The 14,623-nt window shown below is 73.8% G+C and carries 13 protein-coding genes and 1 riboswitch; of the genes, 8 read left to right on the top strand and 5 right to left on the bottom strand.

Features of this window, described 5'->3' with window-relative positions; genetic code table 11:
- Window positions 1-7: 7 nt before the first annotated feature.
- The gene (locus ACN26Y_RS00400) at window positions 8-322 is read right to left on the bottom strand and encodes a DMT family transporter (RefSeq protein WP_155333516.1); all 315 of its coding nucleotides are present in this window, start codon (window positions 320-322) and stop codon (window positions 8-10) included.
- A 64-nt stretch (window positions 323-386) separates the two neighbouring features.
- Window positions 387-452: riboswitch (guanidine-III (ykkC-III) riboswitch) on the bottom strand.
- A gap of 122 nt (window positions 453-574) precedes the next feature.
- Between ACN26Y_RS00400 and ACN26Y_RS00395 the strand changes: the two genes are divergently transcribed.
- The 8 genes from ACN26Y_RS00395 (at window position 575) to ACN26Y_RS00360 (ending at window position 7,886) form a co-directional block, all read left to right on the top strand.
- Window positions 575-1,495, top strand: a complete 921-nt coding sequence (locus ACN26Y_RS00395; protein WP_155334368.1) for an ornithine cyclodeaminase family protein — start codon at window positions 575-577, stop codon at window positions 1,493-1,495.
- A 167-nt stretch (window positions 1,496-1,662) separates the two neighbouring features.
- Window positions 1,663-3,156: a 30S ribosomal protein S12 methylthiotransferase RimO gene (gene rimO, locus ACN26Y_RS00390; protein ID WP_422734063.1), complete on the top strand. Its 1,494-nt coding sequence runs from the start codon at window positions 1,663-1,665 to the stop codon at window positions 3,154-3,156.
- A gap of 77 nt (window positions 3,157-3,233) precedes the next feature.
- Window positions 3,234-3,827 carry a CDP-diacylglycerol--glycerol-3-phosphate 3-phosphatidyltransferase gene (gene pgsA, locus ACN26Y_RS00385; protein WP_155333514.1) on the top strand — a complete coding sequence of 198 codons (594 nt, stop codon included), beginning with the start codon at window positions 3,234-3,236 and terminating at the stop codon, window positions 3,825-3,827.
- A gap of 63 nt (window positions 3,828-3,890) precedes the next feature.
- Window positions 3,891-4,457 (top strand): CinA family protein, encoded by a 567-nt coding sequence (locus tag ACN26Y_RS00380; protein ID WP_370463376.1) that lies wholly within the window; start codon window positions 3,891-3,893, stop codon window positions 4,455-4,457.
- A 138-nt stretch (window positions 4,458-4,595) separates the two neighbouring features.
- The gene (locus tag ACN26Y_RS00375; RefSeq protein ID WP_155333512.1) at window positions 4,596-5,048 is read left to right on the top strand and encodes a helix-turn-helix domain-containing protein; all 453 of its coding nucleotides are present in this window, start codon (window positions 4,596-4,598) and stop codon (window positions 5,046-5,048) included.
- Window positions 5,049-5,287: 239 nt separating this feature from the next.
- Window positions 5,288-6,169, top strand: a complete 882-nt coding sequence (locus ACN26Y_RS00370; RefSeq protein ID WP_366597933.1) for a PspA/IM30 family protein — start codon at window positions 5,288-5,290, stop codon at window positions 6,167-6,169.
- A gap of 22 nt (window positions 6,170-6,191) precedes the next feature.
- Window positions 6,192-6,974, top strand: a complete 783-nt coding sequence (pspM, locus tag ACN26Y_RS00365) for a phage shock envelope stress response protein PspM (RefSeq protein ID WP_422734062.1) — start codon at window positions 6,192-6,194, stop codon at window positions 6,972-6,974.
- 336 nt (window positions 6,975-7,310) lie between these two features.
- Window positions 7,311-7,886, top strand: a complete 576-nt coding sequence (locus ACN26Y_RS00360; RefSeq protein WP_155333509.1) for a hypothetical protein — start codon at window positions 7,311-7,313, stop codon at window positions 7,884-7,886.
- A 113-nt stretch (window positions 7,887-7,999) separates the two neighbouring features.
- On the opposite strand, the gene ACN26Y_RS00355 is transcribed toward ACN26Y_RS00360, so the two are convergent.
- From ACN26Y_RS00355 to ACN26Y_RS00340, 4 genes are all read right to left on the bottom strand, one after another.
- Window positions 8,000-11,710, bottom strand: coding sequence for a hypothetical protein (locus ACN26Y_RS00355; protein ID WP_422734061.1), 3,711 nt, complete (start codon window positions 11,708-11,710; stop codon window positions 8,000-8,002).
- A gap of 497 nt (window positions 11,711-12,207) precedes the next feature.
- Window positions 12,208-13,035: an aminoglycoside adenylyltransferase domain-containing protein gene (locus ACN26Y_RS00350; RefSeq protein WP_422734060.1), complete on the bottom strand. Its 828-nt coding sequence runs from the start codon at window positions 13,033-13,035 to the stop codon at window positions 12,208-12,210.
- A 258-nt stretch (window positions 13,036-13,293) separates the two neighbouring features.
- Entirely contained in the window at window positions 13,294-13,947 is a 654-nt protein-coding gene (locus ACN26Y_RS00345) for a hypothetical protein (RefSeq protein ID WP_422734059.1), read from the bottom strand.
- Window positions 13,944-14,573 (bottom strand): hypothetical protein, encoded by a 630-nt coding sequence (locus tag ACN26Y_RS00340; RefSeq protein WP_422734058.1) that lies wholly within the window; start codon window positions 14,571-14,573, stop codon window positions 13,944-13,946. The genes ACN26Y_RS00345 and ACN26Y_RS00340 overlap by 4 nt, the downstream gene beginning before the upstream one ends.
- Between the last annotated feature and the right edge of the window lie 50 nt (window positions 14,574-14,623).

Genomic DNA, 14,623 nt, shown 5'->3' with positions numbered 1-14,623 from the left:
GGCGGCGTCAGTGGTAGATCTTCAACCCGACCACGCCGGCGACCACCAGCAGCAGGCAGATGATCCGGGGGAGGCTGGCCGACTCGTTCAGCGCGACCATGCCGACGACGGCGGTGCCGACCGCGCCGATGCCGACCCAGACCGCGTACCCGGTCCCGACGGGGATGTCGCGCAACGCGTACGCGAGGCCGGCCATGCTGAGCACGAGGGTGACGGCGAAGACCGCCGACGGGACGGGCCGGCTGAAGCCCGCGCTGCGGTCGAGGGCGATCGCCCACGCCGTCTCCAGGAGTCCGGAGATCACCAGAACGATCCAGGCCATCGGGTCACCTCTGTGCGGGCCGCCCGAACCGCCGGGGGCCGGGACGAGTCGATTCTGCGGGTCACGCGGGGCGTCTTGGTCTGACCGGGTACGCCCACCACTCGTCCGGGGCGGCCGGAGCCGCCGTCGACGACCGTAGCACCGGCGGTGGGCACGGGAGCCCGGGCCGAGCAGCGAGCCGCGAACCGCGTGCGGTGATCCCGACCACCACGAGTGGACCTCAACCTGAATTCAACTTGCAGTATGACCGGTATGCCACTGCTCTTCGCCGACCCCGAGGTCACCGCCGCGCTCGACGCACCGACGACCGTCGCGGCGATGCGGGACGCGCTCCGGGCCGCGCACGAGGGTCGGCTGGTCGCCCCGCCCCGGGCCGCCGCCACGCTCGACGGGGGGCGGATGGTGCTCACCGCCGGGCATCTCGTGGGCGAGTGGTACGGGTACCGCTCCTACGACACCTTCGGGCATCCGGAGAGCGAGCAGGTCGTGGTGCTGCACGACGGGCGGACCGGCGCCGTCCGGGCGGTCGCGGTCGGGGAGGAGCTGGGGTCCCGGCGTACCGGGGGACTCGGTGGGGTCGCCGTCGACGCGCTGGCCCGCCCCGACGCGGCGACCCTCGGCGTGGTCGGCTCCGGCCGGCAGGCGTGGACCCAGGTGTGGGCCGCCGCCGCCGTGCGGCCGCTGCGGGAGGTGACCGTGCACAGCCGCTCCGCCGCCCGGCGGGAGGCGTTCGCCGCCCGCGTCCGCGCCGAGTTGGGCGTTCCCGCCCGCGCGGTCGGATCGGCCGGGGCCGCCGTGGCCGGCCGCGACGTCGTGGTGCTCGCCACGACGAGTACCACGCCGGTGCTCGACGCCGCCGACCTCGCCCCGGGCGCGCACGTCAACGCCGTGGGTTTCAAGCAGGTCGACCGCCACGAGTTCGGCGCCGACCTGCTCGACCGGGCGGACGTGCTGGTCACCGACTCGCCCGCGCAGGCGACCGCGTACGCCCCGCCGATGCTCGCCGCGCTGCCCCCGTACGCCGGTCGGTTGCGTGATCTGGGCGCGGTGCTGGCGGGGGCGGTCCCCGGCCGGACCGCCGCGGACCAGGTGTCGGTCTTCTGCTCGACCGGGCTGGCCGGCACCGAGGTCTTCCTGCTCGACCGCCTGGTCCGCGTGGCGATCCCGGCCTGACCGGCCCCGCCGGCGGTCGCCCCGCCGCGCGATGCGGCATCTCGCGCCCTCCGGACGGTCGGATCCCGCGACCTGCCGCACGTCGCGCGCCGACGGACGGACGGGTGAGCTGGCCGATGCCGGCGGCCCGCCGTCACGGCGACCGCCCGCCGGCCCGGTACCCTCGGATGGTGTCTGCCACCTCCCCTTCACCCGCCGACGGCCGTCGCGTCGCCCTGCTGACCCTGGGCTGCGCCCGCAACGAGGTCGACTCGGAGGAGTTGGCTGCCCGCCTGCACGCCGACGGGTGGCAGGTCACGACCGACGGTGAGGGCGCCGACGTGGTCGTCGTGAACACCTGCGGGTTCGTCGAGAAGGCCAAGCAGGACTCGATCCAGACCCTCCTCGCCGCCGCCGACACCGGCGCCAAGGTGGTGGCGGCCGGGTGCATGGCCGAGCGGTACGGGCGGGAACTGGCCGACAGCCTGCCCGAGGCGCAGGCGGTGCTGAGCTTCGACGACTACCCCGACATCTCCGCGCGGCTGGGTTCGGTGCTCGCCGGTGACGCGGTCGACGCGCACACTCCGCGCGACCGCCGCGAGCTGCTGCCGCTCACCCCGGTCAAGCGCCGGGAGGCGGCGGTGTCGCTGCCCGGGCACGGCACCCGCGCCGCCGTCGAGACCGACGAGCACACCCCGGCGCACCTGCGGCCGGTGCTGCGGCGCCGGCTCGACACCGGCCCGGTCGCCTCCCTCAAGCTGGCCAGCGGTTGCGACCGGCGCTGCGCGTTCTGCGCCATCCCCGCCTTCCGCGGCGCGTTCGTCTCCCGTACGCCGGATGAGCTGCTCGCCGAGGCCGAGTGGCTGGCCAAGACCGGGGTGCGCGAGCTGGTGCTGGTCAGCGAGAACTCCACCTCGTACGGCAAGGACCTCGGCGACCCGCGGGCGCTGGAGAAGCTGCTGCCGCAGCTCGCCGCCATCGACGGCATCGTCCGGGTGCGGGCGAGCTACCTCCAGCCCGCCGAGACCCGGCCCGGCCTGGTCGAGGTGATCGCCACGACGCCGGGCGTCGCCGCGTACTTCGACCTGTCCTTCCAGCATTCGAGCGAGCCGGTCCTGCGCCGGATGCGCCGTTTCGGTTCCACCGACCGCTTCCTGGAGCTGCTGGGCAGCGCCCGCGCCCTGGCCCCGGAGGCCGGCGCCCGCAGCAACTTCATCGTCGGCTTCCCCGGGGAGACCCGGGCCGACGTGGCCGAGCTGGTCCGCTTCCTGAGCGAGGCGCGCCTGGACGCGATCGGCGTGTTCGACTACAGCGACGAGGACGGCACCGAGGCCGCCGGCCTCCCGGGCAAGGTGTCGGCCGCCACCGTCAAGCGGCGGTACGACAAGCTCAGCGCCCTGGCCGACGAGCTGTGCGCCCAGCGGGCCGAGGAGCGGCTCGGTTCGACGGTCGAGGTCCTGGTCGACTCGGTCGACGAGGGCGTGGTCGAGGGGCGTGCCGCGCACCAGGCGCCCGAGGTCGACGGCTCGACCACCCTGGTCGCGCCGCCCGGCGGCGGGGTGGATCTGGCCGCGTTGCGCCCCGGTGACCTGGTCCGCGCGACGGTCACCGCGACCGAGGGAGTCGACCTGGTCGCCGTACCGGATGAGATGATCTCGGCGGCGCCCGGCGCGGAACGGTGACGGCGGGCCCGGACGGAGCGAGGGAGCCACGTGGTGAGGTGCCAGGTCGGCCACGGCGGTCGGAGCGGGGTGCCGCGGTGACCGGGGCGGCGGAGCCGGCCTCGGCCCCGGTGGTCGCCCGGGTGTCCGTGCTGAACGCGGCCAACGGGCTGACGCTGCTGCGGCTGGTGCTGGTGCCGGTGTTCGCGGCGTCCGTGGTCGTCTCCGCGATGAGCCACCCGGGCTGGCGGATCGCCGCCTGCACGATCTTCGCGGTGGCCTCGGTCACCGACCTGGTGGACGGGTGGATCGCCCGCCGGTTCGGCATGGTCACGTCGGTCGGCAAGGTGGCCGACCCGATCGCGGACAAGGCGCTCACCGGCGCCGCCCTGCTGCTGCTCTCCTGGTACGACCGGCTGCCCTGGTGGGTGACGGTCGTGATCCTCGCGCGGGAGCTGGGCATCACGGCGCTGCGGTTCTGGGTGATCCGCCGCGGCGTGATCGCCGCCAGTCGGGGTGGCAAGATCAAGACCGCCCTCCAGATCCTGGCGATCGCCTGGTACCTGTTGCCGATGCCCGCCGCCCTGGCCGCGGTCGGCCCCTGGATCATGGGTGCCGCCGTGGCGGTGACGGTCGTCACCGGCTTCGACTACGTCGCCCAGGCCGTTCGCCTGCGCCGGCGCACCGGCTGAGCGGTCGCCGCCCGGCCCGACGAGTACCGCGGCCGGGCCGGGGGAAGGAAGGTCGGCATGGAGATCGAGACGGACGCCCACGGCGATCGGCCGGTCGGCAGCCCCGCAGCCGGCGCGGTGCACAGCCTCGCCGAGCGGCAGCAGACCCTCGCCACCGTCGAGTCGCTGACCGGCGGCCTGCTCGCCGGGGCGATCGTGGAGATCGCCGGTGTCAGCAGCGTCTACCGCGGCGGTCTCGTGGTCTACGCCACCGAGTTGAAGTCGGGGCTGGCCGGCGTACCGGAGGACCTGCTGGCCGAGCGCGGACCGGTCGACCCGGACGTCGCGGTGGCGCTCGCGGAGGGCGGGCGGCGGCGGTGCGGGGCCGACTGGGCCCTCGCCACGACCGGGGTGGCCGGGCCGGAACCGCAGGACGGCAAGCCCGTCGGGCTGGTGTACGTGGCCGTGGCGGGCCCGTCCGGCAGCGCGGTGCGCGAGCTGGACCTGGACGGTGGCCGCGACCACATCCGGTCGGCCGCCGTCGTGGAGGCGCTGCGGCTGCTGGCCGACCGGCTCCACGACGCCGACGGTGGCAGCCCGGTCGACTCCGCTTCCGCCGGGCGCGACCCGGCCGGTGCCGCCCCGCGGTGAGGGATCGTCCGATTCCGACGGGCGGGGCGGGATGTCGGCCGGGCGCGCAACGGGTACGGTTGCGGGAAGGCTTTGGTGGCCCGGGGCCGGAGGGTCCGGGCCGTCGGTGCGGGAGTGGTGTTCCCCAGGGGAGGTGCGATGGTCCTGCTACGCCGGGTGATCGGTGACGCGCTGCGGGCACGCCGGCAGGGGCAGCACCGCACCCTGCGCGAGGTCTCCTCCGCCGCCAACGTCAGCCTCGGCTACCTCTCCGAGATCGAGCGCGGCCAGAAGGAGCCGTCGAGCGAGCTGTTGGCCGCCATCTGCGACGCGCTGGGCGCGCGCCTGTCCGAGCTGCTGCGCGAGGTGAGCGACACGGTCGCCCTCGCCGAACAGATGCCGGGCGTGCTGGTTCCCGTCCAGGACGAGCCGGTCGAGCAGTCCACCCCGGTGCCGCCGCCGGCCGTGCGCAAGGCCGCCGGGCGCGGTGTCCGTCAGGTCTCCTCCGACGGCACGGTCTCCGTCCAGGTCCGGCAGGATTCGCCGCTCAAGGCCACCCTGCGCAGCACCCGGGTGCGCCCCGCCGACCGCGACGTGGTCTGCGCCGCCTGACCCACCGGCCGGCGTCCGCGCCCCGGGCCCACCTGCGGGCGACCCTGGCTCGACCCTGGTTTACCGGCTCTCGTCATGGCCGGTCACCCGTACGCCGCGTAGGGTTGATCGCGACGGTGGCGACCCCGCTCGTCACGTAGGGATGCCGCACTGGCATCCGCCTGGGACGATGGAGCCACTGCCGCACCGCGGACGGACGGCCACGGGCGGCGCGACGCTACTGAGGGGATACCGCGGAGATGGCGAACCCGTTCGTCAAGGGTTGGAAGTATCTGATGGCGCTCTTCGGCGCCAAGATCGACGAGCACGCCGATCCGAAGGTGCAGATCCAGCAGGCGATCGAGGAGGCCCAGCGCCAGCACCAGGCGCTCGTCCAGCAGGCCGCCGCGGTGATCGGCAACCAGCGGCAGCTGGAGATGAAGCTGTCCCGTCAGATGTCCGAGGTCGAGCGGTTGCAGGCGAACGCCCGCCAGGCCCTGGTGCTGACCGACCAGGCCCGCGCGAAGGGCGACGAGGCCGAGGCGTCGCGCTACGAGCAGTCCGCCCAGACGCTCGCCACCCAGCTGGTCTCGGCCGAGCAGGCCACCGAGGACCTGAAGACCCTGCACGACCAGGCGCTCGGTGCGGCGGCGCAGGCCCGCAAGGCCGTCGAGAACAACTCGATGATCCTCCAGCAGAAGCTCGCCGAGCGGGCGAAGCTCCTCAGCCAGCTGGAGCAGGCGAAGATGCAGGAGAGCGTCGCCGCCTCGCTGGAGTCGATGTCCGCGATCACCGCGCCCGGCACCACCCCCACCCTGGACGAGGTCCGCGACCGGATCGAGCGGCGGTACGCCACCGCGATGGGCCGCGCCGAGCTGGCCGGCAACTCGGTCGAGGGACGCATGCTGGAGATCCAGAAGGCGACGCTGGATTCGGCCGGTTCCGCCCGGCTGGAACAGATTCGCGCCAGCATGGCGGGGGAGAAGCTCGGCGGTGCCGCCGAGCGGCCGGCCGTGGCCCGGCCCGAGCAGGCCGCCCCGGCGGCACCGGCCGCCGACCCGGCGGCCGCCGCCCGGCTCGACGAGATCCGGGCCAGCATGAGCCGCGAACGCGGCAGCGGGGACACCACAGCCGCCGGCTGAGCGGGCGGGTCGAGGAGGCGACGTGGCAGACGAGCGTACGCGGTACTTCCGGCGGCTCGGCCGGTTGCGGCGGTCCGCCCGCCGGTGGAGCGTGCTGGCCGGTGGCCTAGGCGGCGCCGCCGCCGTGCTCACGCCGTACGCCGGTCTGGGCCTGCCGGACGCGGCGTGGGCCGCCGGCGCGGGCGGCGCCGTGGCGTTGGCGGCGTGGCGGTGGATCGACCTGCGGGCGCTGACCGCCCGGCCGGCCCCGCCCCCACTCGACCCGGCCGAGGCGGCGGCCCGCTCCCGGGCCCGGCTGGTCGCCGCCGTGGAGCGGCTCCCCGTCGGGCCGGGCGTGCTCGCCGAGGTCCGCCGGATGCGGTCGCGGGTGGCGCTGCGCGGCACCAGCGCCGCCGAGCCGTTCGCCCGGCTGGACCGGGCCGCACTCACCTTCGCCGGCATGACGACGCGCCTGACCGGGCTGGCGGAGCCGGCCGTTTCCGAGGCCGCCGCGGCCGACCGGTCGCTGCGGGACCTCGCCGCCCGGGTCGCCAGCGTCGAACGTGCGCTGCGGCTCGCGCCGCCCGACGCGCGGGCGCCGCTGGCCGAGGCCCACGCGGCGCTCAGCGCTCAGCTGGAGAGCGGCGTCGCGGCGTACGAGCGGCTGGTCGTGGCCGCCGCCGGCTACGTGGCGGAGAACGCGCGACCGGGCACCGAACACCCGGCGGCGGCCCGGCTGACCGAGGCGACCGACCTGCTGCACGGGGTCGCCTCGGCCCTCGCCGAGCTGCGCGGCGTCGGCAACCTGAGCACCACTACCCGCTGAGCGACCGAACCACTGATCAACACGAAACGGAGGAGGCTTGACAGCGGTCGCTGCCGAGGCAGTCCCCTATCAGGCATCTGGTCTCGCCCTCACCTGCGGTCTGATCATGACAGCCGCTTCGTGGCTCGTCGCTGAGAAATCCCTGATAGCTCTCACGTTGGCGTCGGCAGCGTCGGTCGCAACGATTTACTGGTTCAATCGGCCTCGACTTCTGGTCCCTGCCCGCTGCCGCCGTGATCGTGGGCGATGGGCGGATCGTGTCGCCAGACGCGGACGCTAGCAAGTGGCTGTCGGCAGCGGTGCTGGCTGTTCGGACTCAAGACCCCCGAGGGCCACGTGAACCTGGATCACAGTCGTGGCAGAGGCGAGACGGTGATTCGGCGTCTGGACAAGCTCGCCTTCATGGGTATGGTGATACTGGCGGCGGCCGGGGTGTGGTCTCTGACGGAGATCACGGATGAGAACGCCAGGGTGATAGTTGGCTTTTTTCCGTTCCTGGCAACTGGAATCGCGCTCTTCTACCTAGCTGGTCCGGCGGCGTACATTGCGGTGACCAAAACGCATGTCGTGGTGGCCAACCCGATGGTCAGATACGACGTGCCGCGGTCGCTCGTCGATGGAGTTCAGGGTCATTCGCGACTCAACATCGAGTTGCGGGTGCTGGGGCATTCCCCCATCGATATGAGCGCACTGATACCTGGAGTGGGTGGCGGTCATACGTTGAGTGTCGCCGAATACGAACGAAGGCTGAGGGCGATACTGAGGCTCATGGAGGAAACGCCGATGGTAACGACCGCCGGTTCCGTGGCGCGCAGTTGGCGGCCGGTGCACGTAGCACTGCTGGTCCTCTGTCTGGCGTGCATGATTGCATCAGTGGTCTACCTGGGCGGAGGCTCACCGTCCGCGGCGTAAGGAGCCGGGTATCGCCACCAGCGCCGATCTGAGTTCACGCGATAGCGGCGCAACCGGGTGCCGACGCACCGACCACGATGGCCCGTGCGGGACCACGGATTGAGGCCGCCAAGTCACTGGGGCGTCGTCACCGCCACGGGCGTGCTGAACGCGGACGTGCCCACGACGTTGAACGAGCGGATGCGGTAGTGGTACGTGACGCCGCGGACCAGGCCCGTGTTGGTGAAGCCCCGCCCGCTCACGGTGAAGGTGGCCACCTCCCGGGTGAACGCGGCATCCAGGGCCCGCTGCACGGTGAACCCGGCGCCCTGCCCCGCCGGGGTGCTGGCCGTCCAGCCCAGGATCACCGACGCCGTGTCCGGGGCCGGCGCCGTGGCGGTGACGCTGACCGAGGTCGGCACACCCGGCCGCGGCGGGGTGGTCACCTGCGCCACAGTGGACCACGGTGAGGCCGCGCCGAGGTACGTGGTGCGCACCCGGTAGTAGTAGATGGTGTCCGGTGCCACGGCGGTGTCCAGGTGGGTGTCGCCGACGCCGATCGCGGTGGTGCCCGGCCCGCTGGTGAACGTCGGGTTGGTGGCCCGCTGCACGTCGATGCCGGTGGCGAAGGACCGGTTGCGCCACCGCAGCGCCACCCGCAGCGGAGCCGCCGGCGGCACCGCCGCGGCGAGCCCGGCCGGCGCCGCGAGCTGGACCGACGCGGGCACGCTGTTCGACCAGGCCGAGCAGCTCACCGAGTTCTCCGCCCGGATCCGGTAGTGGTAGGTGACGCCGGGGGTGACCGTGGCGTCGGTGTACCGGGTGGCGGTGGCGGCCACCGTGATCCCGGTGAGCCCCTCGGTGAAGGTCGGATCGGTGGCCCGCTGGAGCAGGTGGCTCGCGGCCGCCGGCCGGCTGCCGTTGCCGGTCCAGGCGAGCGTGATCGCCGGTAACGCGGTGGCCGACCCCGGTGCCGGAGTCGCGGTCAGGCCGGTGGGCGCCTTCGGGGCGACCCGCAGCACGAGGGGCCGGCTCATGCCCTGGTCCCGGTGGCCGGCGAGCTGGCTGTGCCAGCGGTACTCCCAGCCCAGGTTCACCAACTGGTTGACAACCAGCGCCGGCCGGCCGTCCACCGGGCTCACCGGTGTGGAGCCGGTACGCGCGCCGGCGGGCCGGCCGGGGTCCAGCAGCCGTACGCTGTCGCCGATCTTGAACGGTAGGGATGGCGCGACCGGGCGCAGCGCGACGATGACGTCCTCCCGGGGGTTCACCCGGACCACCTGCTTCCAGCCCAGCTCGTTCTCGTCGGGCGGTCGCAGCGTGCCGTCCCACCCCGCCCGGTTGACCAGTTGCAGGTCGACACCGTCCAGCCGGACCGGCTGGGTCTGCCGGCTGGCCCCGCGGATCCGCCAGAGCTGCGTGCCGTCGCCTGGTGCGCCGACCGGCGCCGCCGGGTCGCTGACCTGCACCACCTCGGTGGCCGGATCGGCCGGGCCGAGCGGCAGCACGGCGGGCCCCAGCGGGCCGCCGTGCGGGTGCCCGACGCCGAGCCGCCCGGCGAGCCGGCCGTGACCGGGCTCGAAGACCTGCTGGACCGCCTTCACGGCGAGCGGCAGCAGCACCGGCGAGCCGCCACCGATCGGGGTGAAGCTCACCGTGGTGGCGTGGACGGGCACCACCGTCTCGCGGGCGGTGCGGGTGCCGAGCGCCGCGTCGTACGCGGGCTGCGGCACGATCGGCGGGCGCTGGCTGGCCGCGTACGCGCGAGGCAGCCGCTCGCGCAGCCGGGCCAGGTCGTACCGGGGTGCCGGCGTGCCGCTCACCCGGAACTGGAGCAGCGTCCGCGTGTTCGGGCCGTAACCGGGGCGGCTCGGCGGCGTCCCGCCCTCCGCACGGAGGTCCGGCGCGTCGGTGTGGTGGTCGTACCGGGGGTCGAAGCCGGGCAGCGGCGCCGGGGCGTCGTTGTAGAGGATCAGCGTGCCGCCCGGGGCGACCGTGGAGAAGTCGACCAGTACGTCGGCCTGCTCCCCGGGGGCGAGCAGCAGGGCGTGCCCGTCGACGTTGAGCACCGTGGGGTCGCGCCGGTCGTACCGGTAGGTCACCGGCTGGTTCGGGATGACCACCGGGGCCGGCAGCAGGCCACCCTCGTTGCCGATCTGTACCAGCTCCGGACCGGCGGCGCGGGGGTCCGGCACCCCGCCCTCACGCCCGTCCGCCGGCCAGCCGGCCGGGCGGTCCGGCGTCCGGACCGCCTCGACCATCGGCATCTCGCCGGCTCCCGGGTCGGCGAGCGCGCCGTCCGGATCCCACAACGGACCGGCGGCGCGGGCACGGTAGAGCTGGAGGTTCAGGCTGCGGTCCGGGCACGCGTTGAGGATGCGGAAGCGGTAGGCGCGCGGCTCGACCGCGAGCCATGGGTACGCCACGCCGTTGACCAGCACCGTGTCGCCGTACGCGGCCGGCACCGCCGACGGGTGCGGAACGCCCGGCGTCACCGGCGGCTCGTCCGGCGCGGTGACCGGGTCGTGGTGGGGGTTCGGCACCGGGCCGGGGCCGGTGGCCGGTGCCGCGCCGTTCGGCCACGACTCGCCGTCCGGGCCGGTCTCCTCGGCGGTACGCGACCACGGCCCGTAGTCCCAGCGCCCGGTCGGGTTTCCGCCGCCGCTGCGGTGCGGGTTCTGCCGGGGCTGGTAGACGTGCGGATGCCAGAGGCTGCCGCGGGCGCCCCACCGGTCCCGGTCCCAGGTCGGGTCCTCACCGGCCAGCTGGGTGTCGTCGGGCACGAAGGTCCTGTCCTCGAACACCAGCGGGATCTGGTCGGCGGGGAGCACCCCGTCGGCGACCAGCCGCTCCTCGGCCGGGTCGGTGAGCAGGTAGAGCGCGAGCTGCCCGGAGTAGACGGTCAGCCGGGCCAGGCCGACGGTGTTGTCCTGGAACGTGAGTAGCCGTCCGCTCTGGTCGTTCGGGTAGTAGAGCGTGGTGGCCCCGGCGCCGGGGTGGGGCATGTCGGGCACGTGGGTCAGCCCCACCCCGGTCGGGTAGGGGGTGATCTCCCCGGCCGGGGTGATCCACTGCCACGGGTTGCCCGCGCTGATCCAGCCGGTCTGCGCCCCCGCCAGGTGCAGCACGGCCCGGTTCTGCGGGTACGGCGCCGGCCCGTCGAGCGGCCCGGTGCCCGCTCCCTCGATCGTCGGGTCGACGGGGAGGAACAGCTCGCCGGCCCGCCCGGTGGGGAGCTGGTTGATGAACTTCACCCGTACCGGCCGGCCCCGCCGGGCTACGATCACCGGGCCGAGGTGGACGGGGCGCTCCGGCGGCGCGAGCGTGTTGTGCCCGGTCGGGTCGGTGCCGAGGTTGAGCTGCCGGTAGCCGCGCAGCCGGGTCGCCGGGAGGTCGCGGTGCAGTCGTTGCGCGTACTCGCGGAGCCCGATCTCGTAGTAGTCGCAACCGGGATAGGTGATGGTGTCGGGGGCCGCGATCGGCAGGCCGTCGACGGGCCCGCCGCCGGTCGGTGACGCCCCGGTGGCATCGGTGGTCCCGGTCGAGCCGGCGGCGCGCAGGGTGGGCAGCGGGTCGACGAACTTCCGGATCCCGGTGCCGGGCACCACCTGGCCGTCGGCGTCGAGGACCGGCAGCGGGCTGTGCGCGTGGTTGGGCACCGGCCCGAAGCAGCGGGGGAGCGCGGCCGGGTCGAGGCTCGCGGGTGCCGGCGTGGCGTCGTCCGCGCTCCGGGCCGCCGGGACCGTCGGGCCGGCGGCGGCGCGGCCGGGATTACCGGTGCCGTCGGGACGGTCGGCGGCCGGTCGGTCCGCCCACGGGATCCGGAGTCTGCGGAACAGGTCCATGGCTCTCCCGGCGTCGGGCGCGGGGCCGCTACCTCGGCGTGGCGGCGCGGCGCGCTGAGCTGACGGTGTGTGAGCACGCAACCGCAGCATGCGACCCGGGACGGTGGTTAGGAAGTACCCAATCGTCCCTATCTGGGTCGGCGCGCCGATTCCTGCCGCCGTCCCCGGAGTGTCCCGCCCGACACGCCGTCCCACGTGGTGGGCCCGGCCGCCGCCGGTGGCCGCGCGGCCGGTCCTGACCCGGCACGTCCGACGTCATCCGGCGGAGCGCATGGTCCGCGACGAGCTGTCGAGCTGCCCCACAGATGGGGCAGAGCCGCACGCGTCCGTGGTCGCACGACGCGCCGGAGGCCGAGCGTTGTCAGTGCCACGCTCGGAGACAGGGAGGATCGGCGGCGGTCGCATCGGTGGGGCAGATCGACAGCGTCGGTGCCACGGCCAGGGCCGGGAGGAGCGCCCGGCGGTCGCACGGATGGGGCAGCTCGACAGTGTCCAAGTCAGCTCTCGGCCTGAGCGAGGCGCCTGTCGGCGTCGGTCACCACCGCGTCGATGGAAGCGGCGGCGGCGCGCAGGTCGGCGGCGGTGAAGCGGAGAGGTTCGCCGGCCCGCCAGCGGACCGCGCGATCGGCCAGGTCCGCCCACTCCGGCAGCAGCGCGGTCAGGTACGCGCCCGCCTCCGCCTTCGACACGATGTCACCGTGCGTCAAGGTGTAGTGGAGCCGGGCGGGACCGAGCACAGCCCACGCCACGCCGTCCGCCTCGACCGGGTCGTCGTCAGCGATGTCGCGCAGGTGCTCACGGATGTCGCGGGCCAGCGGACGCCAGTACGTGCGCAGGTTGTCCCTGAGGTACGTCACCAGGGCGGCGGAGTCGGCGGGAATCGCGAGGTCGGCGACCGCTGGTCCCCGTACGGCCACGCCATGCCGGCACAGCACCAGCCACAGGACCGGGTTGAGGTCGCCGCACGGGCGGTCGGCGTGGAACTGCCCGTTCACCACGAAGGGCGTGACCCGGCGGTCGGCGGGGAACCCGGCGAGGGACCCTTCGTCCAGGTAGATCCCGTCGAGACAGGGCCGGTCCGGCAGGGCGGCGTGCAGCCGCGCCAGGTGCGCGAGGTCGCCGCCGGAGGCTGGGCGCGCGGTCACGATCAGGGTGTCGATGTCGCTGGCGCCGGCCTGCCAGGCGCCCAGGGCGGCCGAGCCGGTGACGTACAGCCCGGTGACGAAGCCCGGCAGCGCGGCGTCGATCGCGTCGAGGTACCGGCTGACCGCGCCGGACACCTCGACGGGCAGCCGGGCCGGCGCGGCGGCGGGTCGCGTGGGCATCGGCACCTCCGATCGGTGAGCCAGCCTACCCCGGGCCTCGGCGGGTCGGACGGGTTCGGCTTCGCGCAGGCGGAGGCGGACAAGTGGCGGACCGAGGGCACTGTTTGCAACGGACTCTATGGGCAGCCGCTGGGTGGCGAAGTCGCGCGGATGGGGCCACCTGCCCGGCTGCGCTCGCTTAGACGCAAGTAGAGACGTGGTCGCGCCAGTCGCCAATCTGCGGGCCGGCGGGCGCGACCACAGTTCGATGAGCCCTGCCTACGCCTGCCAGTCCGGGTCGTTGGGCCAGGCGATGTAGTTGTCTACATTGACGAGCTGGGTGTGCAGGTCAAACGTGATGAGGTCCGACCATCTATGCCGGTGGGCAAGCCTCACCTCCACAGTGGCGTGACATGGGCCGCCGAGCCCGTCGAGCAGTGGCGAGTCCGGCACGCGGCGCAACCCAAACTCGATGAACATCAAGACGGCAATCCTCCCAGCAACTGGAAACGCGGCCGGCAGTGGCCGGTTGCCATCCCGAGGCTGAACCTCCTGCCTGGTGCCACGCCACCACATGGTGACGGGCAACGGGTCGACCACCTCGAATACATCAGGGGATGGCTGCTCGGGAGAGGCGCCGATCCGTCGCGTTTGGTGTCCAGCAGGCCGCTCAAGCCGGAGGCGAAGATTCTGAACCACGATCGGTGCCGCGCCGTCGTTGTGGAAGACCAGGGGCAGGTTCAGGAGAACCTGGTCTGGTGCTACCGAGGCGGCGAAGGAGTGTGGAGCGCTCGCGCTCAGCCGTCCCCGGCGGACGTTCATCCACCAGAACGAGGCAATGGTAAAGGCGAGGGCGGACAAGGCGATGAGCATGCTGGGCGTGATCCAGGCGTTGGCGGCCGTGCCGAAGATGGGGGCAACTGCGGGGCTCAATGCGCCACCACCACCACCCTCGGACGCCCTGGGGTCCGATACTGAACAGGCACACGCCACTCCCAGTGGCCCTGCGTCCGCTCGTCTCCGTCAGCCTGCGCCCGGTCGCATGGGCACCGCCACGCGTCTACGTCATCAGTCTCCGCTGGCGGCCAGAACCGGAACAGCACGTACTCCGCGACAGGCTCCGTGCGCCCCGGTGGCCACTGCTCGATCGCGAACCGGTACGGCCTTCCTGCGTGCACCAGCAGATCCAGGCTGATCTGCGAGGACGAGTTGCCGCTGACCGCGAACGCTCGCACGCGGTAGTCCCGAGGCAGCGTCACCGTGCCCCACAGCGTCCGGGGCAGACCACTGCCCCGCGGGTTCGTCTCCAGCTTCGAGGTGATGTCGGGAACCGGCCCGGGCCCCAAGCGGTCGTGCTCGCGGTCACGCTCGATCGCCGCGACGGCGGCCGCCTCCCGGGCGGAGTCCTGCGCCGCCTTCGCTGACACCTCGGCGGCGTCGGCTGACCGCCGCGCCTCGTCACGGGAGCCGCGCGACACCACCCACGAAAGCACTGCCACGGCCACCCCGCCGAGGGCAGCGAGTACGGCGACGATATCGAGCCAGGTCACCTCATCCATGGTCGCGGACTGTACCTGGCAGGTGCGACCGCGCCACCTGCGCGGACTGG

Origin of the sequence: Micromonospora sp. WMMD558, assembly GCF_049315255.1 — a bacterium.
GTDB lineage: Bacteria > Actinomycetota > Actinomycetes > Mycobacteriales > Micromonosporaceae > Micromonospora.
The sequence above is the reverse complement of the archived record's forward strand: the minus strand, read 5'-3'. Positions and strand labels throughout refer to the sequence as shown.